The sequence below is a fragment of the Telluria sp. ZB4P36 genome (assembly GCF_059685865.1).
Genome location: NZ_JCASIE010000017.1, coordinates 60,751 through 82,811, shown reverse-complemented (window position 1 = coordinate 82,811; position 22,061 = coordinate 60,751). Strand labels below are relative to the sequence as shown.

General features: G+C 67.0%; 12 protein-coding genes. 4 read left to right on the top strand and 8 right to left on the bottom strand.

The window, feature by feature from the left end:
* Positions 1–146 precede the first annotated feature (146 nt).
* Positions 147–1,424 (top strand): cyclic di-GMP phosphodiesterase, encoded by a 1,278-nt coding sequence (locus AC56LK_RS19640; protein WP_497186165.1) that lies wholly within the window; start codon positions 147–149, stop codon positions 1,422–1,424.
* A complete protein-coding gene (locus AC56LK_RS19635) occupies positions 1,421–3,100 on the top strand; it encodes a PAS domain-containing sensor histidine kinase (RefSeq protein ID WP_497186164.1) in 1,680 nt (559 codons plus the stop codon). The genes AC56LK_RS19640 and AC56LK_RS19635 overlap by 4 nt, the downstream gene beginning before the upstream one ends.
* On the opposite strand, the gene AC56LK_RS19630 is transcribed toward AC56LK_RS19635, so the two are convergent.
* The 5 genes from AC56LK_RS19630 to AC56LK_RS19610 all read right to left on the bottom strand — a co-directional run bounded on the left by AC56LK_RS19630 (position 3,070) and on the right by AC56LK_RS19610 (position 12,021).
* The gene (locus AC56LK_RS19630; protein ID WP_497186163.1) at positions 3,070–5,391 is read right to left on the bottom strand and encodes a sensor domain-containing diguanylate cyclase; all 2,322 of its coding nucleotides are present in this window, start codon (positions 5,389–5,391) and stop codon (positions 3,070–3,072) included. The genes AC56LK_RS19635 and AC56LK_RS19630 overlap by 31 nt on opposite strands.
* 33 nt (positions 5,392–5,424) lie before the next feature.
* Complete coding sequence (locus AC56LK_RS19625; protein ID WP_497186162.1) at positions 5,425–9,732, bottom strand: EAL domain-containing protein; 4,308 nt, start codon at positions 9,730–9,732, stop codon at positions 5,425–5,427.
* Between the two features lie 433 nt (positions 9,733–10,165).
* On the bottom strand, positions 10,166–10,375 hold the full coding sequence (locus AC56LK_RS19620) for a hypervirulence associated TUDOR domain-containing protein (RefSeq protein WP_497186161.1): 210 nt from the start codon (positions 10,373–10,375) through the stop codon (positions 10,166–10,168).
* A 15-nt stretch (positions 10,376–10,390) separates the two neighbouring features.
* Positions 10,391–11,353, bottom strand: coding sequence for a MerR family transcriptional regulator (locus AC56LK_RS19615; RefSeq protein ID WP_497186160.1), 963 nt, complete (start codon positions 11,351–11,353; stop codon positions 10,391–10,393).
* A gap of 122 nt (positions 11,354–11,475) precedes the next feature.
* The gene (locus AC56LK_RS19610) at positions 11,476–12,021 is read right to left on the bottom strand and encodes a DUF2058 domain-containing protein (RefSeq protein WP_497186159.1); all 546 of its coding nucleotides are present in this window, start codon (positions 12,019–12,021) and stop codon (positions 11,476–11,478) included.
* A gap of 233 nt (positions 12,022–12,254) precedes the next feature.
* On the opposite strand from AC56LK_RS19610, the gene AC56LK_RS19605 reads away from it, so the two are divergent.
* Positions 12,255–14,567 carry a DUF4214 domain-containing protein gene (locus AC56LK_RS19605; protein ID WP_497186158.1) on the top strand — a complete coding sequence of 771 codons (2,313 nt, stop codon included), beginning with the start codon at positions 12,255–12,257 and terminating at the stop codon, positions 14,565–14,567.
* 96 nt (positions 14,568–14,663) lie between these two features.
* The gene (locus AC56LK_RS19600; RefSeq protein ID WP_497186157.1) at positions 14,664–15,578 is read left to right on the top strand and encodes a helix-turn-helix domain-containing protein; all 915 of its coding nucleotides are present in this window, start codon (positions 14,664–14,666) and stop codon (positions 15,576–15,578) included.
* Here AC56LK_RS19600 and AC56LK_RS19595 read toward each other — a convergent pair.
* From AC56LK_RS19595 to AC56LK_RS19585, 3 genes are read right to left on the bottom strand one after another with little or no spacing between them, the layout of a single operon-like run.
* Positions 15,565–16,863: an MFS transporter gene (locus AC56LK_RS19595; RefSeq protein WP_497186156.1), complete on the bottom strand. Its 1,299-nt coding sequence runs from the start codon at positions 16,861–16,863 to the stop codon at positions 15,565–15,567. The genes AC56LK_RS19600 and AC56LK_RS19595 overlap by 14 nt on opposite strands.
* The gene (locus AC56LK_RS19590; RefSeq protein ID WP_497186155.1) at positions 16,860–19,325 is read right to left on the bottom strand and encodes a family 20 glycosylhydrolase; all 2,466 of its coding nucleotides are present in this window, start codon (positions 19,323–19,325) and stop codon (positions 16,860–16,862) included. The genes AC56LK_RS19595 and AC56LK_RS19590 overlap by 4 nt, the downstream gene beginning before the upstream one ends.
* Before the next feature lie 56 nt (positions 19,326–19,381).
* Positions 19,382–22,021, bottom strand: a complete 2,640-nt coding sequence (locus tag AC56LK_RS19585; RefSeq protein ID WP_497186154.1) for a TonB-dependent receptor — start codon at positions 22,019–22,021, stop codon at positions 19,382–19,384.
* Between the last annotated feature and the right edge of the window lie 40 nt (positions 22,022–22,061).

Below are 22,061 nucleotides of genomic sequence, written 5' to 3'. Positions count from 1 at the left end.
CTTTGTGAAATATGTGCGGCGCCTGCGCAACATTACGCGAACATTGTTGCCCGAGGGCATTGATACAGGTATTCTGCTTACACCATTTTAGTTCTGCACGGCAATAATAATTAGCTTTTAGCAAAGAGCCAACGACCTTTATATATATGTCCGACAATTTCAATATACCAATAGATCAGCTACAGGTCGGGCTGTATATCCACCTCGACCTGAAATGGTTCGAGCATCCCTTTGCTTTCAGCCATTTCAAGATCAAGAACGACGAACAGCTCCGGACCATCCGGAGCCTGGGCCTGAAGACGGTCCGCTACGACCCTGCCCTGAGCGACGTCGGCCCTGCCGCCGGCGCGACGGACACACCGCCGGCAAGCGCGGCGCCGGTCGCCGAAAGCGAAGCCGAGGTCTCGCCCGAGCTGCAAGCCAAGCGCGCGATGATGGAAAGGATCAAGGCGCAACGCCAGGATGCCGCACGCGTCGAACACGCCTTCATCAATACCGCCAAAGTCTTCCGCGAGATCGACAAGAACCTGTTTGCCCAGCCGGCCGAGAGCTTGAGCAAGGCCAAGCAGTTGATCACGCAGATGGTCGATTCGATCCTGAGCGCACCCGAGCTGGCCATCCACGTCATGGGGGACAAGACGGGTGGCGAGGAAGTCTACAACCATTCCCTGAACGTGACCACGCTGTCGATGATGATCGCGCGCGACATCAAGCTGCCGCAAGAGGTGGCCGGTCCGCTGGCCATGGGCGCGCTCCTGCACGACGTCGGGCACAAGAACATCTCCGACAAGGTCCTGTCGAAGATGGACCCGCTGACCCAGGCCGAGAAAAACCTCTACGAACTGCATTGCCATTATGGGACCGAGATCGGCGAGCGCCTGGGTTTTCCGCGCGCCTGCATGTCCGTCATCGGCGACCATCACGAGGCCTTCGACGGCAGCGGCTATCCGCGCAAGCTCAAGGGCGAGGCGATCGGCGTCCTCCCGCGCATCGTCGCCATCGCCAACTGCTACGACGAACTGTGCAACCCCGTGAATGGCGCCCCTGTCCTGACGCCGCATGAGACGCTGTCGATCATGTTCACCAAGCTGCGCAGCAAATTCGACCCCAAGCTGCTGCAGGTCTTCATCCGCTGTCTCGGCGTCTATCCGCCGGGTACCATCGTCCAGCTTTCCAACGGCGTGATCGGCATGGTCGCCACCGTCAACATGAAGAGGCCGATGAAGCCGGTCGTCGTCATCTACGACGCCGGGGTGCCTCGGGATGAGGCGATCCTGGTCGACATGGATCGCGAACCGGACCTGAACATCGTGAAGTCGATCCGGCCGGCGCAAGTGCCGCAGGAGATCTATCACTACCTGAGCCCACGCAAACGTGTCAGCTACTACTTCGATGCGAGCACACCGGGGGCGGCCCTGTCATGAAAAACCTGCAGCAACTGATGCTCGATCACAGCCCGAGCATGATCCTCCTCGTTGAGCCAAACGATTTGCGCATCGTCCAGCTCAACCAGGTTGCTGCACAGGTGCTCGGCTACGGCGAGGAGCAACTCATGGGCATGCAGATCACCGATATCGAGAGTTCCTTGCAGGACGTCTTCTATTGGGAAGATGTCCGCAACGGGCAATATCTTGCCATCGATGCCCAGCGCGGAGAGTATCAGCGCGCCGACGGCTCGCTGCTGGCGGTCACGAAATCCATCCGCGTCCTGCATCACGAGGACGCGCCCCTGCTGCTGGTGCAGGCCCGCGATGCCCAGCATGAGCAGCAGGTCGAAGACGTGCTTGAGCAAACCCTGTCGCAGTTGCGGGCGACCCTGGAATCGACCGGCAACGGCATCCTGGTGCTGGACTGGCACGGCAACATCACCAGCATGAACCGCCTCTGCAGCACGATGTGGAATATTCCCGAAAGCCTGCTGCTGGCGCGTGACGATGCCGCCATCTTTGAATTCCTGTCCGCCAGCGTGCTGGAATCCGACCGCTGCCGCAGCAGCCTGCGCGAGGTCGTCGACCGGAACGAGACCGAGGACCTGTTCCGGCTCAAGGATGGCCGGGTATTCGAGTGCAAGTCGCGGCCCCAGTACCTGCACGAACGCATCATCGGCCGGGTGTTCGGTTACACCGACATCACCGAGCGCCAACTGGCTGAGGAAGCGCTGCGGCAATCGCGCGACCAGCTCGAGGAAAGAGTGCTCGAGCGCACGGCCGACCTGCAAACGGCGAACGCGACCTTGCAGACCGAAAAGGCACGCCAGGAAGAGTTGATCAAGAAACTGGGCGAGGCCCAGAGCCAACTCTTGCAATCGGAAAAGATGGCCTCGATCGGCGTGCTGGCCGCCGGCGTGGCGCACGAGATCAACAATCCGATCGGCTTCATCAACTCCAACATGGGCAGCCTGCAGCGGTATACGCAAGACATGCTGAAGCTGCTCGATGCCTACGAAGCCCATGAAGCGAGCCTGCCCCCGGCCGGCCGGCAGGAGATCGAGCGACTCAAGGAGGCGATCGATGCGGCGTATTTGCGTGAAGACCTGGGCAGTCTCCTGTCGGAGTCGCTCGAAGGCCTGGACCGCGTCAAACGCATCGTGAAAGACATGAAGGACTTCTCGCACGTGGATGGGGGCGAGCGCCAACATGCCGACCTGGAGGCTGGACTCGACAGCACGCTCAACGTGGTCTGGAACGAAGTCAAGTACAAAGCCGAGGTGATCAAGGAGTATGGGCGTATTCCCACGGTCGATTGCTTCCCGTCCCAGCTGAACCAGGTGTTCATGAATTTGCTGGTCAATGCGGCGCATGCGATCGAAGAGCGCGGCCGCATTACCATCCGCACCGGCCATGACGAGAAACAGGTATGGGTCGAGATCGAGGATACCGGCAAGGGCATCCAGCCGGCACACCTGAGCCGGATCTTCGAGCCCTTCTTCACCACCAAGCCGGTGGGCCAGGGCACCGGACTCGGACTTTCGCTGTCCTACGGAATCCTGCAAAAGCACGGCGGACTCATCGACGTCAAAAGCGAACCGGGCGCCGGCACCGTGTTCAAGGTCATCCTGCCAAGGCAGGCTCAAGCCGGCGACGCCCCTCCGGCGGCCTGACGGAAGCAATTCCGGCCCGCGCGCTTGGCGTCGTACATGGCCTGGTCGGCCGCCTTCACCAGCATGTCCGGGGTCATCCCGGCTTCGAAGCAGGCGACGCCGATGCTGGTGCTGACCTGCAGCGCCCTGCCTCCGACATGAAACACCGGCACCATCGCCTCGACGATCTTGCGGGCGATCACCGCCGCATCGTTCGGGTGATGCAGTCCTTCGGCAAACAGGACGAATTCGTCGCCGCCGAGCCGCGCCATGAAGTCGGACTCGCGCAGCACCTGGCGCACGCGCTGGCCGAACATGCGGATGACCTCGTCGCCCGCATCGTGGCCGTAGGTGTCGTTGATCTGCTTGAAACGGTCGATATCGAAGTACATCAGCGCCAGCCCTGGGCGCCGCTGGGCGCGCTTGACGGCGCCTTCCAGCTGGTTTTGAAAATAGCCCCGGTTTGGCAGCCCGGTCAGGACGTCGTAGTTGGCACGCCGGAACAGCTCTTGTTCCAGGTACTTGCGCGCCGTAATATCTTCGGTCACGACGAGCACGCCCACCGCCCGGCCCTGCCCGTCCCGTAGCGGAATCTTGTTGGTCTCGATCCAGCATTCCGTGCCGTCCTTGCGCAGGTCGGCGGCCTGCATGTGCATCCGCGCCACCCCCGACTGCATCACGTCCTGGTCGACTTGCCGGTAATGCTCCGCCATCTCCTTCCAGCGCGCGAAATCGGCATCCGTCTTGCCGATCAGTTCATCGGGACTGTCCAGTCCGGCCTCGACCAGCAGGGAGCGGTTACCGCCTTGGAAGACACCGTCCAGATCTTTCCAGAACACGCTCTGCGGAATATTGTCGATGATGAGCTGGAGCATTTGCCGGGACTCATAAAGTGCCTGCTCAGCTTGCTTGCGGTCGGTAATGTTCTCGGCAAAGCCAAGCACATGGGTGACCTTGCCGCCGGCACTCATCGGGACCAGTACGACCGACACGTCCGAACAGCGCCCGTCCGCGCCGATGATCTTGTTGGTATAGGCAACCGTTTTTCCGTCAAGTACTTCCTCGAAATGCTGCGCCACCATGGCGCGCTGTTCCTCCGCGACGAAGGCCTGGACCGGTGTCCCGACCAGGGCCTCACGGCTGACGCCCAGCTCCTTGGCCAGTTGCTGGTTGGCGTGGATGAAGCGCTGTTCGGCGTCCATCGCATAGACCCCGAATGGATGCTTCTCGAAGAAGCCGGCAAAGCGCTGGCTGAACTCCCGCATCGAGCGCTTGCCCGCCAGATGACGCGGCCAGGCCGAGGCGGCATAGCCCGCGATCAGGGTCAACAGCAGGCCGATCGCCAGCACCATTGCCCCGGCCCGGGCCGCCCTTGCCTCGAGCGACGCTTTCTTCGCGTAGAAGTGGACCAGCCAGGTCCGGTTGGCGAAGTTGATGTCGGCGCGATGGGCAAGCAAGTGGAGGGAATCGTTCTCCAGTGCATGCGATGTGCCGTCGGCGTCGAAAATCAGGTTGCTGCGGGTCCGGGTGCCATCGAACACCTCGACGTCGAACAAGCTGGCCAGGCGTCCGTGATCGAAACCCAGGAACAGCTTGTCGACATACATGGCAGAAAAAATGAAGCCCGTCAGCCGGCCCTGCTGTCGCGCGCGCGCGGCGGACGAGCCGGTATGCATGCTGCGCACCGGCGAAAACACCAGCACGACCGGGCGTTTCGACGGGTGCCTGATATCGGCGTGCACCCGCGTCGCCACCGGCTCGTCACGCTCCTCGGCTTCCTGCATTGCGGCCCATCGTTCAGGAATGGACGAGAAGTCGACACCGCGCAGCCGCGCCGCCCGCGCCGGATCGGTCGCATCCACCGCGTAGAGCAGGGGGTAGTTCACGCCGGCGTCGGGCCGCAGGGCCGAGATGCGGTAGCCGGGGAAGGTCTTGGCGGCCTCGGCCTCGAAGCGCGCGGCGCGCCCCTCCGGCACCCTGGGCAGGTAACCGAAGGAACTCGCGCCCTCCAGCCGCTCGAGCACCCGGCTGGCCCCGATGTAATTGTCGAACTCCTCGGCGCGGATGCCGTAGGATGCGCTGAAGAAGGCGGCGAGTGCGTTGTCCGCTCCCTCGTACAGCGCCAGCCGGTTACGCAGCAGATGGGCGTAATTTTCGGCAGTTTCCTGCAGCTGGGCGATCTGTTCCGCCTCGCTGTGGCGGGCGCCGGCGAAATAGCCGTAGACCGAAGCGGCCAGGCCGGCTGCGAAGACGACTGCCGGAAGCCCGATACGGCGGATCGATGTCGTGATGGTGGCGCCAAGTGAAGGCATGGTTCCCCCGTGCGGATGCTGATGCTGCGCGCGTCAGGCCTGCGCCACGCCCTTGCCATGGATGAGCCAGTGATAGCGGAAGGCTTCCGCGATACTGTTGCGCAGGGCGTCGTCGTCCCAGGGCTTGGCATGGAAGCGGAACACCGCGCCGCTGTTGGTGGCGGCGATGATCGCGTCGACCGCAGTATAGCCCGACAGCATGATGCGGATGGTGTCCGGGTACATGGCCTTGACCCGCGACAGGAATTCCGTGCCGTTCATGCCGGGCATGCGTTCGTCCGACAACACCACCTGCACCTCATGCATGGCCAGCAGCGCCAGTCCCTCCTGGCCCGACTTGGCGCGCAGGATCCGGTAGCCGTCGCGCCGCAGGACCCGGTACAGTGCCGCGCTCACGTTTTCTTCATCGTCGACGATCAGGAGGGTCGGCTTGCCGGATGGGGCATCCTCGGCCTGCGGCTGCGCCCTGTCCTCGACCAGCAGGCGTTCGAAGTCGGCCGCAGCCAGCGGGCGGCTGAAGAAATAGCCCTGGATCTGGTCGCAGCGATGCCGCTGCAGGTAGGCGAACTGCTCCTCGGTCTCGACGCCTTCGGCAATCACCTGCAGCTGCAGGCTCTGGCCGAGCGTGATGATCGAGCGCGCGATCACGGCATCGTCGGGGTCGGTCGCCAGGTTGCGCACGAAGGATTTGTCGATCTTCAGGACATCGATCGGGAAACGCTTGAGATAGGAAAGGCTGGAGTAGCCGGTGCCGAAGTCGTCCAGCGACAGCTTGACGCCGATCGCCTTCAGGCGCTGCATGACGCCAAGCGCGTGCTCGACATCGGCCATCACCTGGCTTTCCGTCAGTTCGATGTCCAGGCACTCGGCCGCGAGTCCGGTTTCGCTGAGCGTCCTGCCGACCAGGCCGACCAGGTCATCGTGGTAGAGCTGGCTCGCCGCGAGGTTCACGGCCACCCGCAGTTTTCCGGACACCAGGCTCTGCCATTGCTTGGCGTGGGCACAGGCGGTGCGCATGACCCAGGCGCCGATCGGCACGATCAGTCCGGTTTCCTCGGCGATGCGGATGAAGCGGTCGGGCGCTACCATGCCGAGTTCCGGGTGCTGCCAGCGCAGCAGGGCTTCCATGCCGACGATGCGGCGGTCGCTCGCATTCACCTGCGGCTGGAAGTGCAGCAGCAGCTGGCCGCGTTCGAGCGCATGGCGCAGGTCGCGCTCGAGACGCAGGCGGTCGCTCGCGCGCTCGTTCATCGCGGGGGTAAAGAATTCAAGGTGATTGCTGCGTACCGCCTTGGCCTGCCCCATCGCCACGTGGGCGTTCCTCATCAGCGTTTCGGCATCGTCGCCATGGGCCGGACCGGAGGCGATGCCCATGCTCGAACCCAGGAAATGCTCGTGCCCGTTGACCTGCAGCGGCGCGGCGATCGCTTCCTTGATGTCCTCCAGCCTGGCCACCACGGCATGCTCGTCGTTGCCCTCGGCGAACAGCAGCATGAGCTCGTCGCCGCCGACGCGCGCCGCGGTGTCGCCGGCGCCGAGCAGGCCCTGCACGCGCTGGGCAAGCAGCTGCAGCACCATGTCGCCGGCCTGGTGGCCCACCGTTTCGTTGACGAGCTTGAAGCGGTCGATATTGATGCTCGCGACCCAGACCTGGCCGGCCTGGGCCAGGGCCTTGCCGATGGCGGCGCCGGTCCGGCCGACCAGCAGCGAACGGCTGGCAAGCCCGGTCACCGCATCGTAGTGGGCCTGGTACTCCAGTTCCGCCTGGTATTGCTTGGCGGCGCTGATGTCGTACATGACGTTCAGGAAGTGGGTCACGCTGCCGCTGCCATCCCGTACCGGCGAGCAGTAGCATTCCAGCCAGACCAGGGTGCCGTCCGGGCGGTAGCTGCGGACCGCCGCGTGGCCTTCGCGCTGCTGCGCCAGTGCGCCATCCAGCTCGGCAATGGCAGCCTGCCCGCAGTCCTCGCCGAACAGCAGCATCAGGGGCTTGCCGAGCACCTCGGCGGCCGGATAGCCGGTGACGCGCTCGAAGGCCGGGTTGACGTACTCGACCGGATAGTCGGGCCCCCGGGCGCTCCGGATGACGATCGGATTGGCGCTCGCTTCGATCGCGCGGCGCAGCAGGCGCAGCCTCTCTTCGCTCTGGCATGCCTTCTGCTCGGCACGCTCGCGTTCGATGGCGATGCTGATCGTATGGGCGCAGGAACCGAGGATCTCGAGTTCGACCGGGACCGGCGGGCGCGCCGTCCGCGTATACACGTCGATCGTGCCGAACACTTCGCCGCCGCTGGCCAGGATCGGGTAAGACCAGCAAGCCCCCACCGAGGACGCGCATGCGGCCAGGCCGGCCGCGTTCCAGGCAGGCTCGGCGCGCAGGTCGGCGGCGATCACGGGACGGCGCAACAGCACGGCACGCCCGCATGGCAGGCCCTCCTCGCGGACGGCGGCGCCGTCGAGTGCCTGTTCCAGGCCAGGGGGCAGGCCGGACGCAACCGTCTGGCGCAGCGAATCCCCGCTGTCGCCGAGCAGCATGACGGCGCAGCCGGCCAGCGGGTCGGAGGCGGCGATGATATGGGTTGCCGCCTTGAGGACGTCCGGCAGCGTGGCGCCGGCCGCGATGTTCTCCAGCAACCGGGTCTGCTCGTCCTTGAACACGCGCAGGCGGCGGCGCTCGGTGATGTCGTCGAAATAGACGGTCACGCCCTCGCTGGACGGCGACACCCGGGTCATGAACCAGTAAGCGGTCGGGGCATGGAAAAACTCGAAGGACACGGTGCTGCCCTGGTCGGACGCGCGCCGGTATTCCTGTTCGAGCGCCGACCCGACCAGCTCCGGATACTCGTCCCACAGGCTTTTGCCGAGCATTGTGTCGCGGCTGCGGCACATGAGCCGCTCGGCTTCCTTGTTCACATAGGTAAAGCGCCAGTCGGCATCGAGCGAATAATAGGCGTCGGTGATGGACTCGAGAATGGTGCCCAGGCTGGTGGCCAGGCGGCTGATCCGGTCGTTCGCCAGCTTGCTGTCGTGGTGGTCGGTGGCGCTGCCATACCATTTGACGATGCTGCCGTGGTCGTCCCGGATCGGCAGGGCGCGGACCTGGTGCCAGCGGTAGCTGCTGTCGGCGGCCCGGAAAATGCGGTATTCGGTCTGGAACACCTCGCCCCTGGCTACCGCGCCGCCCCATGCGGCCAGGGTGGGCGGAACATCGTCCGGGTGCAGGATCCGGGTCCAGCCCTGCCCGGGGCCGAACAGGTCATCATAGCCGGAATAGGTGCGCGCAACATCGTTGGCGTAATCGACCCTGCCGTCCGGCTCCGCGGTCCAGACGATCTGCGGCATCGCATCGGCCAGCTGGCGGAAACGCTGGTCGCTGCGGAACAGGCTTTCGGCGGCCTGCGCTTCGCGCGCGGCCTGGTCCGCCGCCCGGCGCGCCGCGTCACGCTCGCGTGTTCCCTTGAACATCACCCAGGCGCTCCACGCGAGCAGCAGCGTCAGGATGCCGGTGCTCCACATCGCCGCCTGGCGTACCCGCCGGTAGGGCGCCAGCACGGCCTCGACCGAGCGGCCGATCACCATCGTCAGGCCGTGCTGGGGCAAGGTATTCCAGGCATACTGGCGATCGACTCCATCGAACGGCGACAGCATGCGGAACACTCCGGAGACCGGCGCGGCCGGCGCGGAAAAGGGGGCTTCGTGCAGGACCTGCCCGGGAGCGCCGGACGGTTCGGGCGAGCGCGCCAGTACCTGCCCGCCTTCCCGCACGAGCATGATCGCCGGATCGCGCCCCAGCACGATCTTGTGTGAAAAACGCAGGAAATAGTCGGGCGCCACCGACAGGACGATGACGCCGGCAAAGCGTCCTTCCCTGAACAGGGGCCGCGAAAACACGATGCCGCGGCGTCCGGACACGCGTCCGGTGACGGGTTGGCTGATGAACAGCTGGTCGTGCGTGGCCTTGCGCAGCGCACTGAAGTAGTCACGGTCGCTCAGGTCGACCTGTCCCGCCTCGGCACTGCGGTCCGTGAACACCAGCTTGCCGTCCGCATCGAGGATGCTCACCCAGGCGATCGTCGTCTCGCTCAGCTGAGACTGGCGCAGGCGCAGCTTGCCGGCGAAATTGTGGGGTTCTTCCAGCCATCGTTCGCGCAGGTCGACCAGGGTACGTTCGACCGCGCGCACCGACGACTGCGCCTCTTCAGCCATCACCCTGGTCAGGTTGCCGGTCTCCGTTCCCGCATCCTCGAGCGTCCTGTCATGCACGTGCTGCAGGAAGGCCGCGGCCACCAGCCACAGCGCCGGCAGCAGGCAGGCCAGCAGAAGCGCGGGCTGGCCCGCCATCGGGCGAGCCAGGCCCTCGACAAGCCGGGCCCGGGCGGAACGGGCGGAGGACGTGCCTGCCTCGCTGCTGTCTATGCAAATGTGCGCGCGTGTGTCGGACATGGCCGGCTCCCTGTGAAATCACGCCAGCTTCAACCGCGTCCCATGAACGGGCCCAGGCTGTGTTGTAGGTGTTTCCTTCGGGTTTGCAGAAGGTAAAGCTACCGATGGACTGCTGGAAGACCAGTGTGAGTGCAGCGTCCTATCGCAGGAAGACGCCGGTGCACGATGGGACAAATGTTACCACGCGGATACTTTTAGTTCTCTCGGGAACTACGAATACTGAACATGTGTTGTACGGACGCGTCGTCGCCCGGGCGGGGCGATCACGTAGCCGACGCACTGCGCCGGGGAAGACCAATCAATTGTCATCGAGCAGGAAGTTTACCAAGCCTCAGGCCTTCTTGAGCGCGTCCGCTTTGTGCGCCGCCTCGGCACCGGTCTTGTCGCTGACCACCAGGTATTCGGGATGCTCGCGCGAAGCGGCAACGTGGTGTCCCTTGATCTCGGTCGGGGAGGTCAGTTTCTTCTTGACCGTGCCGTATACGGTGCCTTGCGACGATTGCCATTGCACCTTGTCGCCGGCTTTGAAAGCGCCTGCCATGCTGGGCTCCTTCGCTCAGGCCGGCTTGGCCGGCATCGGCAAGCCTTCCGCCAGCGCCAGCCTTTCCATCGCCGCTTCCAGCACCATGCGGGCGCGGCCCGAGGCCAGCTCGAGCTCGCGGTGCAGGCGCGCATCTTCCTGGTTGCGCGAGGCGCACTGCGCGCTGTAACGCTCGAAGCTCCCGACCATCATCAGGATGTCCGACAGGTGGCGCGGGCATTCGCAGGACAGGCGGTTGCCGGCCGCCGTGATGGCCGCCAGCGCCTGGTCGTCGAAGCGGCGCGGCGCCACCAGCTCGGCTTGCGGCTCGGGCGCGGGCAAGCCCTGCCCCGCCAGCGCCGAACGGCACAGCAGCACCAGTTCGCCGATCTCGGCCGGCACGCGCGCCACCAGGCAGCCCTGGGCGCGCAGCGCGCGGATGATGGCGCTGCCGCAGAAGCGGTACAGCACCACGGTCGCCGCCGGGCGCGCGACCTCGCGCGCCGCCGCGATCTGCGCGACCGCGGTCTCGTCGAGTTCGGAGGATTCGATCAGCAGCACGTCCAGCGCCCTCCCGCCCGGGAGTGCGGCCAGCTGGTCGAGCCGGGCGCAGTGCTGCTGCACCTGCAGTGCACGCCCGTCGCGGCCGCTGGCGGCGATGCGGCGTACCAGGCTGTCGCCCACCACCAGCGCGCGCATCGGCCCGCTGACGTCGGCCGCGCGCGCCACGTTCGGCGCGATCATTTCTTCGAGGCGCTCGACCGGCAGGCCGGTCAGGACGCCGATCGGGTGTCCCAGGTCGACCAGCTGCTTCAGCAGGCCGAGGCGGCGTACCTGCTCGGCCGTATAGAGACGCTGACCGTGCGCCGAACGCTGCGTATCCGACAGCGCATAACGCCGCTCCCAGACCCGCAAGGTCTCCACGGGCAAGCCGGCCAGGCGCGCGGCAACGCCGCTGCGGTAAGTCACTTCGCGGCTCTCGCCCCGTTGTTCATCCATTCTGTCGTTCATTTGACCCGCCGTTGAACAGTTATTTGATGAGCTTCCCGCTACAAATGCGAGACATCGCAAGTGTAACGCAAATTCGTCAAAGATAGCTGTTCAATACCGCTCAGGTCGTCTTACCAGGTGAAATCGTCCGGAATCTTGAAGTCGGCATAGGGATCGTCGGCATCGACCTCGTTGCTGGTCTGTTTGACCTGGATGACGCTGCCCGGATCGCGCTCGGCGATCTTCTCGCCGATGACCTTCGGCACCAGCTCGTAGTTCCCTTTCAGGAACACGATCACCAGCCGGCCCGCCACCAGGTGCTGCTGCACCTGCTCCGACACGTAGATGCGCTCGATCTTGCTGCCGTGCGTGAAGTTGTAGGCGATGTCGCCCTTGCCATTCTTGCCGCGCGGCTGGCGGTTCTGCTCTACCAGCTGGGCGATCTGCGCCTTGACCGCCTTCTCGGCGGCGGCGGCGTCGCGCTGCGCGTTCAGTTCGCGCGCCCGCTCGGCGTTCTTGCGCTGCATTTCCAGCGCGGCCTCGCGCGATTCGTTGACCGACTCCTGGCCGGTGCGGCGCTCGATCTTTTTCTGCTTGCTCTTGTCCTGGTTGACCAGCTTGACCTTCTTCTTGTCGACCAGCCCGGCCTTCAGCAACTGCTCCTGCAGCGACACCATGTTCTGCTCCTTACTCGCATGAGGTGGCCCGGCGGCACGGCGCCGCCCGGCGAAGCCGCTAGCATAGCAAACCGGTATCCAATGGTGACAGTGTCAACAGCATCGTCGCACCGGCGCCACGTTCCCGTCCACAGGGCGGCGCTTCCCTTGCCACCTTGAAAAGGAAACGCTTTTGCCCATGGACAACGCTTGTTGAGTGCGGGATAGTAGCGGTCTCAGCTATATCAACCGCCATGTCCGAATTGCATTTCGCCCAGTCTGGTGCCGTCGGCGCCGATAGTCCCATCGCATCCGCCGCCGGCAGCGAAGGGACCGACACCCTGCACGGCAGCGCCGCCGCCGACGTCATGAACGGCCTGGGCGGCGACGACGCACTGTTCGGGGCCGCCGGCAACGACAGCCTCGATGGCGGCGACGGCGCCGATACCCTGGACGGCGAGGACGGCGACGACACCCTGCTGGGTGGCGCCGGCAACGACAGCTTGTACGACAGCCGCGGCAACAACGTCCTGCGCGGCGGCGACGGCGACGACCGGCTCGAGGCGGCATCGAGCGGCAGCAACACGCTGTACGGCGACGCCGGCAAGGACACCCTCACTTCCAGCCGGGGCAGCGGCCTGCTCGACGGCGGCGCCGGCGACGACGGCTTCTTCATCAGTGGCTTTTGGAGCGCCGACGGGCCGCAAACCATCGACGCGCGCGGCGGCGAAGGCAATGACAGCTTCGAAACCGCGCTCGGCGCGGCTGCGGCGCTGACCGTGCAGCTCAGCGGCGGCAGCGGCAGCGATACCTTCATCGCCCAGACCCGTGCCCCCGTCGGGGCCGGCACGGTGACCGTCACCGATTTCACGGCCGGCGCCGGCGGCGACCTGGTCGACATCTCGCGCATCGCGCTGGCTACCGGCGGCAATCCCTTTGCCCAGAACGGCAGCGTGCGCCTGGAACAGCGCGGCGCCGACACCGTGGTCCAGGCCAGGGCCGCCCTGCTCGCCACCTCGCCGTGGGAAGACGTGCTGGTGCTGCGCAACGTCGACAAGAACCTGCTCACGCCCCTGAACTTCGCCTTCGGCTTCAATCCCGACGGTTCCTCCGCCGGCCAGGCGCTGGGCGGCACGGGCGGCGCCGACCACTACGGCGGCGGCTGGCTCGACGACAATCTCAACGGCGGCGCCGGCAACGACACCCTGTTCGGCTCGATGGGCAACGACCGCCTGGCGGGCGGCGACGGCGACGACCTGCTCGACGGCGACCGGGTCGGCGCCCGCCCCGGTTCCTACACCCCCTGGACGGCCGAGCGAACCGGCGACGACGTGCTGGACGGCGGCGCCGGCAACGACACCCTGCTCAGCACCTGGGGCAAGGACACGCTAATGGGCGGCCTGGGGGACGACCTGCTGCGCGTCTCCGCGCCGTCCTTCCTGGCGCAGGGCCAGACGGCCGGCTACACGGTCACCGTGGACGGCGGCGAGGGACAGGACCGCATCGAGGTGCGCGGCGCCGGCATGGCGGCCCCGGACCTGCTCATCAGCGGCGGCGCCGGCAGCGACACCTTCAGCTTCGACGCGCCGCCCCAGTCGGGCAGCTGGACCGTCGTCGATTTCCAGGCCGGAGCCGGGGGCGACGTCCTCGACATCTTCGAAGCGCTGGGCTGGACCCGCCAGTCTCCCTTTGCCTCGGGCTACTTCCGGCTCGAGCAGCGCGGCCTCGACACCGTGGTCCAGTACGATGCCGACGGCGCCAACGCCGCGTCGTCCTTTGCCGACCTGGTCACGCTGAAGAACGTGGCCGCCGGCGCGCTCACGGCCGCCAACATGCGCTACGGCCATACGCCGGACGGCGCCGTCCCCGCGCTGGCGGCGCCGGTGACCGGCACCTCGGATGCCGATCGCCTGCAGGGCGGCCAGCTGGCCGACCAGCTCGACGGCTGGGCGGGCAACGACGTCCTGCTGGGTGGCGCCGGCAACGACCTGCTGCATGGCGGCGCCGGCATCGATACCGCGGTGTTCGGCGGCGCGCGCGCCCAGTACACGCTGGAGCCGCTCTACGACCTGAACCTCTACGTGGCCGACGGGCGCGGCGGCGCCGGCGACGGCAAGGACTGGCTGATCGACGTCGAGCGCCTGGTCTTCGCCGACGGCGCGCTCGCGCTCGACACGGGGCCGGACTCCGTGGCCGGCCGCGCCTACCGCATCTACCGCGCCGCCTTCGACCGCACGCCCGACGAGGGCGGCCTGGGCTACTGGATCGCGGCGATGGACGGCGGCATGGCCTTCGGCGACGTCGCCGCGCACTTCGTCGGCTCGCAGGAGTTCACCAGCCTGTACGGCGCCGCGCCGACGAACAGCGACATCGTCACCCGGATGTACCGCAACATCCTCGACCGCGATCCCGAGCAGGCCGGCTTCGACTTCTGGGTCGGTGTCCTCGACCGCAAGCTGGTGGACCTGCCTTCCCTGCTGGCCGAGTTCAGCGAGAGCAACGAGAACCGCAGCGCGGTGGCCGAGATCATCGCGGAAGGCATCCACTACCAGCCGTTCGGGGGCTGACAGGACATCTGCATGTGTTGCACAAGTAGCACATAGTTCGCCGCGACAAGGCTTTTGGCCGCATAATCGCTGTAATAACAGCAAGCTCGTTACGCGATGTCCATCAAGGCGCCTCCACACCTGTCACGCACTTCGCGCCTGTACGAAGTCATGGACCTGATGCTCGACTCGGTCGGCGAACCGCTCGCCCTCGAGGGCCTGGCGGCGTCGGCCAGCTATTCCAGCTACCACTTCGACCGCATCTTCCGCGAACTGACCGGCTTCTCGGCCGTGGAATACCAGCGCAAGCGGCGGCTGCGCCGTGCCGCCCACCAGCTGCGCCACGAACCCGACGTGCCGATCGTGCGCATCGCCCAGGACTGCGGCTTTCCGTCGAACGCGGCCTTCGCCAAGGCCTTCAAGCAGCAGTTCGCGATGTCGGCCAAGGCCTGGCGCGAAGGCGGCTGGCGCGCCTACATGGACCAGCAGGTCGGGCGCGAGAGCGACGTCAGCTTCTTCGTCGCCGAGCCGTCCAACCTCGACATCATCCTGGCGCCCTACTGCCCGCCCGAGCCGGGCAGCATCGCCGCCCGCATCGCGGTGCGCAGCCTGCCGGCGGTGCCCCTGCGCTACCAGCGCTTCTTCGGCCAGTCCGGCGCCGCGCTGTCGATCGCCTGCAATACCTTCATCTGCGAGCGCGAACGCCTGGACGGCATCGCCCACGGCGCGCCCTGGTACGGGGTGTTCGACGAGGATCCCGGCTTCACCGGCGAGAGCGAATACTGCTACGACTTCGGCCACACCGGCGAAGCCTCGGATGGCGCCCTGGGCATGCGCGTGCTCCCGGCCGGCATCTATGCCTGCCTGGATTTCCGCCACGAGTGGCCGCGCTTCCGCTCGATGTACGAGGACTGGCTCGACAAGCAGTCGGTATGGCGCTTCGACAGCACGCGCCCGCACATCCAGCAGGTCGCGCGCGACTGTGCCGGCAAGTGGCGCGGGCTGCTGGCGCTGCCGATCAAGAAGCGTTAATCGGCGTCGCCGGCGCGGCGCGCCAGACGAAACGGCTCAGCACCAGCACCGGCAGCGCCGCCACCAGCACCCACAGGAAGAAATCGCGGTAGCCGAGCGCCGCCTGGATGTCGCCGCTGATCATCTTGAACAGCACGAAGCCGAGCTGCATGAAGCCGGTGCCGAGCGCATAGTGCGCGGTCTGGTAAGGCCCGGCCGCCACCACCTGCATGATGAACAGGATCACGCCAACGAAGCCGAAGCCGTAGCCGAACATCTCCACACCCAGGCCGGTGGCGATGACGCCGAGGGATTCCGGCTGCGCCACGCTCAGGTACCAGAACACGGCGTTCGGCAGGTTCATGGCGACGAGCAGGAAAGGCATTGCGCGCCGCAGGCCGAGGGCGGCGGTGAAGTAGCCGCCGGCGATGCTGCCGGCCAAAAAGGCCACCGTGCCGGCAGTGCCGTACACGGCCCCCACCTGGGCCGTCGTCAAGCCCAGGCCCCCAAGCGCGCGGGCATCGCGCAGGAACAGCGGGCCGATGGTCTGGATCTGGCCTTCGGCGGCGCGGAACAGGATGATGAACAGGATCGCCATCCAGATGCCGGGCTTGGCGAAGAAGGCGCGGATCACGTCGAGCAGGGTGCCGGCCACGCCGCGCGCCCCGCCCTGCGGCCGCACGGCCGGCGTCGCCGGCAGCGCCCACAGGTGATACAGGCCGAGACCGGCCATCAGGGCGCCGAGCAGGCCGAACACCGTGGCCCAGGCCGGCCCCGGGCCCATGCGGTCTTCGAGGAAGCCGGCCAGCATCACCAGGCCGCCCATCGACAGGAACTTGGCGGCATTGAAGAAGGCGCCCTGCCAGCCGGCGTAGGCGGCCTGCTGGCGCTCGCTCAGGCTGGCGATGTAGATGCCGTCGGCGCAGATGTCGTGGGTGCTCGAGGCCAGCGCCACCACCGCGAACAGGATGATCGATGCGGCGAACCAGGCCGGCAGCTGCAGGACCAGCGCCATCGCCGCCATGGCCAGGCCGCCCGCCAGCTGGAAGCACACCACCACGCCGCGCTTGCTGCGCGCCAGTTCGAGGAAGGGGCTCCACAAGGCCTTGAACACCCAGGCCAGGCCGAGCAGGCCGGTCCAGCGCGCGATCTGCTCGTTGGGCACGCCCATCGACTTGTACATCAGGCCGGCCACCAGCGCCACCGCGTAGAACGGCAGTCCCTGGGCCAGGTAGAGGGTGGGCACCCAGGCCAGCGGATGGCGGGTGGCCGGCGCGGCGCTGCGCAGCGCATTCATGGCGGTCATGGCGATTCCAGTGTCAAGGTCACGATTCTGCTGGCGCGGCCGCGGGTGTCGACGCTCGCGAGCTTCACCTCGCACGCCCCGCCCACCGCCACCGGCCCCGCGTAGCGCGGGCTGCAGGACGTGGGCTCCAGTCCGTCCAGAGTGTAATGCACGGCCAGGCCCGGCAGGGCGACATTCGCATGCAGCACGCCGTCGCGCACGATCGCGCCGGGCGGCGGCAGCCGGTAGTCCCAGGGCCGGCGCGCGCGGTCCAGGCGCGGCAGCTCGCGCTGTCCGAGGCGGTTGGCGAATTCGTTCCAGTCGCGCAGGGCCGCGCTGGCGCGCTCCCGGGGATCGTCGATGTCCTGCCAGCCCGGGTCGGGCGCCCAGGCCCGCTCGGCCAGCCCGATCAGGCGCGGCAGCGCCAGGTATTCGAGGCGCGCCCGCGAGCGTGCGTTCTCGCCCCACAGCTGCCCCTGCAGGCCGGCGATGCGGCCGCGCGCCTCCGCCCCGAGCGGCTGCAGCGCGCCCAGCACCTCGCCAGCGAGGCTGCGCCCCATCGGGTCCGGTCCCGGCAGCGCGCCCCCATCCAGCGGACAGAAGCCGAAGGCATTGCGGGTGCCGACGAAACCGGCCCAGTAATAGCCCGGTTCCTGCGGATGCTTGGCGTAGGCCAGGTCGAAGTACAGGTTGGCGGCGTTCGACAGCACCACGTCGTAGCCGGCATTCGCCAGGCGGTAGGCACAGTCTTCCTGGCCCGAGCCCCAGGCATTGTTCCAGACGTAGACGTGGAAGCCGGGACCGGCGAAGCGCGGATTGGGCAGCATCCGGTCGCCCTCGCGCACCAACGCGGTTTCGTCCCATCCGGCGAATTCCACGCCGTGGCGCGCCAGGATCCTGCGGCAGCGTTCGACGAAATCGTCGTGCAGCTGCTGCACGCTCCAGCCCTGCTCCCGCATGCGCGCGCGGCACACGGGCGAGCCGAGCCAGGCCCCGACCGGCACCTCGTCGCCGCCGGTATGGATCACGCGCAGCGGCACCCCGGCCTCGCGGTACAGCATGCACACCTCGCCCACCACGGTGTCGATGAAGCGGTCCACCGAAGGCAGGGCGATGCAGATCACGTTGTCGTGCCACAGCTGCACCGATTCGTAGCGCGAGGCGTCGTCCGCATCGTGCAGCAGGTATTCGCCGGCCGCCTCGAGATCGCCGGCGGCGAGCAGGCGCCGGTAGCGTTCGCGCATCGCCACCACGGCGGCGCGCGCATGGCCCGGCATGTTGAACTCCGGGATGACCTCGATGTGGCGCGCATGGGCATGGCGCAGGATGGTGACGAACTCCGAGGCCGTATAAAAGCCGCTGCCGGCGGAACCGTCGATGTCGGCTCCCGAGCCGAAGGACGGCGGCAGGCAGGGGCTGCCGTCCAGCGCGACGCCTCGGCGGGCGCCGACCGAGGTCAGTTCGGGCAGCGCGCCGATCGCCAGGCGCCAGCCTTCGTCGTCGGTCAGGTGGAAGTGAAAGCGGTTCAGTTTATAGCTGGCCATGCAGTCGAGCAGGCGCAACACCGTGCTCACGCCGGCGAAGTGGCGCGCGACGTCGAGCATCATGCCGCGGTAGCCGAAGCGCGGCGCATCGAGCACGCGCCCGGCGGGCAGCACGCCGTCCGGCGCCATCAGCTGGCCCAGGGTCTGGAGTCCATTGAACACGCCGTGAGGGCTGGCGCCGCGGATGCGCACCCGGCCCGGCGCGATCTCGAGCAGGTAGGCTTCCGGTCCTTCCACCTCCGCGATCTCGCCCAGCTCGAGCCAAACCTCGGCCGAACCGCCCGGCACCAGTCCCGGCAGGCTGCCGAGCATGGAGGCCAGCAGCGAGGCTTCGTTCCAGAGTGCGCGCTCGTAGCCCAGCGGCGCATGGCGCGACAGGACGCAGCGGCGGCCGTCGAACTCGGCAAAGCGCGGACGCGGCGTGATGCGCCCCACCGCCGCATCCGGCAGCAGGTGCAGCGCCGCGTTCTGCTCGAAGCGCCAGGCCGCGTCGGCGGTCGGCAGCGCGTCGCCGCGCATGCGGTGGCGCTGTTCCGGGCGCGCGAACGGGGCGATCTCCGGGTCGCCCAGGTCGAGCGGCTTGCCGCCTCCGCCCGGCAGCAGGTGGAAGCCCAGCGGCGCATCGGTGATGCTGATCGCCCAGTGCAGGGCCTCGTAGTCCACCGTGTGGGTGACGCCGGGCAGCCAGGGGCCGCCGCCCGGCATGCGCAATGAGAACAGGTCGCCGTTCAGGTGCGCGATCGCATAGCCCTGGCTGACGCTGTCGGCCAGCACCTTGCGGCAGGTATTGAAGCGGATTGCCCAGCCGGGCGCGATCGGCTCGGATGACTCGTTGCGCAGCGTGAGGCGGGCGCTGAAGGCGTCGTCGCGCGTGTAGTTGCTCAGGCATTCCCAGGCGATCGCAATCGCCGGGGCTTGCCGGTCCGTGGTCGGGATCATGTGTGTGTTCCGCTGCGGGGGCAGGACGGGCGCGCCGCCCTTCCCCCTGGTGAGGCTTACAGCTTGCCGCGCAGGCCGATGTAGAAGGTACGGCCGTTCGAGTAGAAGGCGCGCGGGCGGTCCTCGTTCTCGGCGTACATCTTGATCGTCTCGTTGGTCAGGTTGAGCGCGTCGAAGGTCAGGGTCAGCTGCTCGGTGAGCTTGACGTTGAGCGACGCCGCCAGCGAAGGCTGGCTGTCCACGTGCTGGCTGGCGCCGCGGTCCACGCCGGCCTTGTACTTCGAGCGGTAGTTGTAGGCCAGGCGCGCGGAGAAGCGTTCGTTCTCGAAGTAGCCGGTGACATTCCAGGTGTTCTTCGAGGAGTTCAGCAGCTCGCCGCCGTCATCCAGCTCGCCGTCGGCGTGAGTGTAATTCACCAGGGTGCCGAAGTTGTTCCACAGCGGCTGCTGCCAGCTCAACTCGATGCCCTTGTTGCTGCCAGTGGTGTTGAAGGGCGAGGTGATCTGGTAGGTGGTCTGGGTGCCGCGCTTGTTGTTGTAATAGGTCCCGCTCGAGGTGCCCTGGGCCACGATCGAACGGAAGTCCATGTAGAAGAAGCCGGCCGACAGCAGGGCCTTCGGCGCGTAGTACCACTCCATGCCGAGGTCGAAGTTGGTAGCGCGCACCGGATCGAGATTCACGTTGCCGCCGCTGCCGCTCAGGGCGTCGTCGTTGAGCGAGACCGAGCCGCCCAGGGCGGAATAATCCGGACGGGCGATGGTCTTGGCCAGCGCGCTGCGCAGCACCAGCTGCGGCGACACCTCGTACTTCAGGTTGGCGCTCGGCAGGTAGTCGCGGTAGGTGCGCTTGAAGCTGGTCGGGGTATAGGGACCGAAGGCCGAACCGGTGATGGCGTTCGGGCCGCCCGGCAGGTTGACCACCGTGTCCTGGCGCGTCTCGATGGCGCGCAGGCCGATGTTGCCGCTCCAGTTGTCGCCGCCGAAATCCGCCATCGCGTACAGGGCGAAGGTCTTTTCTCCGACCTGGAATTCGTCCATCCAGTTATGGCGCAGGGTGTAGTCGAGCAGGCGGTTGCCCGGGACCGCGCCCCAGGCGCCGAGGGCGGCGCCATCGTACTTGAAGTAGTTCGACGACACATTGCCGCCCAGGTCCTTGCCGAAGTCGGACGGGTACATCTGGCCGCTCCAGGCCGGGCCGGGCGCGCTGAAGCCGGTCGCGCCGGGACGGGTCTCGAGCGGGTGCTCGGCGGTGCGGGTATGGTCGGTCCAGCGCGCGCCGAAGCGGATCGCCTGCACGCTGGCGTCCTGCAGGCGCCATTCGCCGTCGACCTGGGCATATTTTTCCTGGTCGACCGACTGCGCCTCGCCGCCGCCGGCCCAGGCGGTACTGCCCGGCACGGCGGTATTCCCGCCGGGGTAGCTGACGCTCGCCGGCGACAGGCCGTTGAGGGCGTAGACCATGCCGCCGTCCACGTTGTTCTGGTAGTAGACGTCGTCGCGGTCCCAGCCCACGCCATGGGTCTTGCCGGCTTTGCCGGACAGGGTCAGCTGGTCGTTGACGCGGTGCTTGCCGTTCAGGTCGAGGTACCAGGATTCGCCGCCGGCGTCCGGACGGTAGATGTTGTCGACCTCGCCCGCGTTGCGGGTGAAGGCGGCGCCGACCAGGGTGCCGTTCCTGATGACCGGATTCTGGGGGACCAGGTTCATGCTGTTGATCGAGTTGGCCGGCGCGGCCAGCCAGTTGGTGTTCTGGTGCGGGGCATCGAGCTTGGAATAGAAGCCGTTCAGGTCGATGCTGGTGCCGCGCGCCGGACGCAGTTCGACGTCGAAGGCGCCGCCCTGGCGCTTCTTGGTCTGCTCGAACAGCGCGGCGCCGATGAAGGTCGGGACGACCACGCCGCGCAGCGCCGGATTGGCGGCGACGGCCGCGCTGGTCGGGCTGATCGGGGTATAGCCGAGGATCTCCTGGCCGTCGCGGCGCACGCTGGCCTTCTCGGAGAAGCCCTGCAGCAGCACGCCGAAGGTATTCGCGGGGTTCTTCCAGCCCACCAGGGCGGACAGGTGCGGCTCGGTTTTCTCGGACAGGTCGTTGTAGTTGGCCTGGATCGAGCCTTCCACGGTCAGCGGGTTGCGGAAGTCGAGCGGGCGGCGGGTGATGACGTTGATGGCGCCGGAGACGCCGCCTTCGACCAGGTCGGCGGTCGGGCTTTTCTGCACCACGATCGAACCCACCAGTTCGGAGGGCAGCAGCGAGAAGCTGCTCGATCGGCCGACGTTGCCGCCGATCTGGTTCAGCACGAACCAGTCGCCGGTGCTGATCGCATGGCCGTTGAACAGGGTCTGCTGCAGGCTCGGGCTGGTGCCGCGCAGGCTGACGCGGTCGTTTTCCCCGAAGCCGCCTTCGCCGCCGGCCGAGGACTGGGTGTTCACGCCCGGCAGGCGCTGGATGGCGTCGGCCACGTTCTTGTCGGGCATCTTGCCGATGTCTTCGGCCGTCACCACCTCGACCACCGCGTCGGCATTGCGCTTCTGGCGCAGCGACTGTTCCAGGGCGGCGCGCACGCCGGTCACCACCACGGTCTGGGGTTCGACCGGCTCCTGCGCCGCTGCCTGCCCCGCCATCCCCATCACCAGTACCGTCACTGCCGCCGCGATCGCGGTGCGCCTGACCTGCTGCCCTGCCGTCTTCTCGTACATGTCATCTCCCAAAACTTGTATGGTGATTCCGCCGACTGCC

Bases quoted from the DNA above. Each gene is read 5' to 3' on its own strand.
- AC56LK_RS19615 (WP_497186160.1), bottom strand. From the start codon at position 11,353: ATGGATGAACAACGGGGCGAGAGCCGCGAAGTGACTTACCGCAGCGGC.
- AC56LK_RS19610 (WP_497186159.1), bottom strand. From the start codon at position 12,021: ATGGTGTCGCTGCAGGAGCAGTTGCTGAAGGCCGGGCTGGTCGACAAG.
- AC56LK_RS19605 (WP_497186158.1), top strand. From the start codon at position 12,255: ATGTCCGAATTGCATTTCGCCCAGTCTGGTGCCGTCGGCGCCGATAGT.
- AC56LK_RS19620 (WP_497186161.1), bottom strand. From the start codon at position 10,375: ATGGCAGGCGCTTTCAAAGCCGGCGACAAGGTGCAATGGCAATCGTCG.
- AC56LK_RS19600 (WP_497186157.1), top strand. From the start codon at position 14,664: ATGTCCATCAAGGCGCCTCCACACCTGTCACGCACTTCGCGCCTGTAC.
- AC56LK_RS19585 (WP_497186154.1), bottom strand. From the start codon at position 22,021: ATGTACGAGAAGACGGCAGGGCAGCAGGTCAGGCGCACCGCGATCGCG.
- AC56LK_RS19630 (WP_497186163.1), bottom strand. From the start codon at position 5,391: ATGCCTTCACTTGGCGCCACCATCACGACATCGATCCGCCGTATCGGG.
- AC56LK_RS19635 (WP_497186164.1), top strand. From the start codon at position 1,421: ATGAAAAACCTGCAGCAACTGATGCTCGATCACAGCCCGAGCATGATC.
- AC56LK_RS19640 (WP_497186165.1), top strand. From the start codon at position 147: ATGTCCGACAATTTCAATATACCAATAGATCAGCTACAGGTCGGGCTG.
- AC56LK_RS19625 (WP_497186162.1), bottom strand. From the start codon at position 9,732: ATGGCGGGCCAGCCCGCGCTTCTGCTGGCCTGCCTGCTGCCGGCGCTG.
- AC56LK_RS19590 (WP_497186155.1), bottom strand. From the start codon at position 19,325: ATGATCCCGACCACGGACCGGCAAGCCCCGGCGATTGCGATCGCCTGG.
- AC56LK_RS19595 (WP_497186156.1), bottom strand. From the start codon at position 16,863: ATGACCGCCATGAATGCGCTGCGCAGCGCCGCGCCGGCCACCCGCCAT.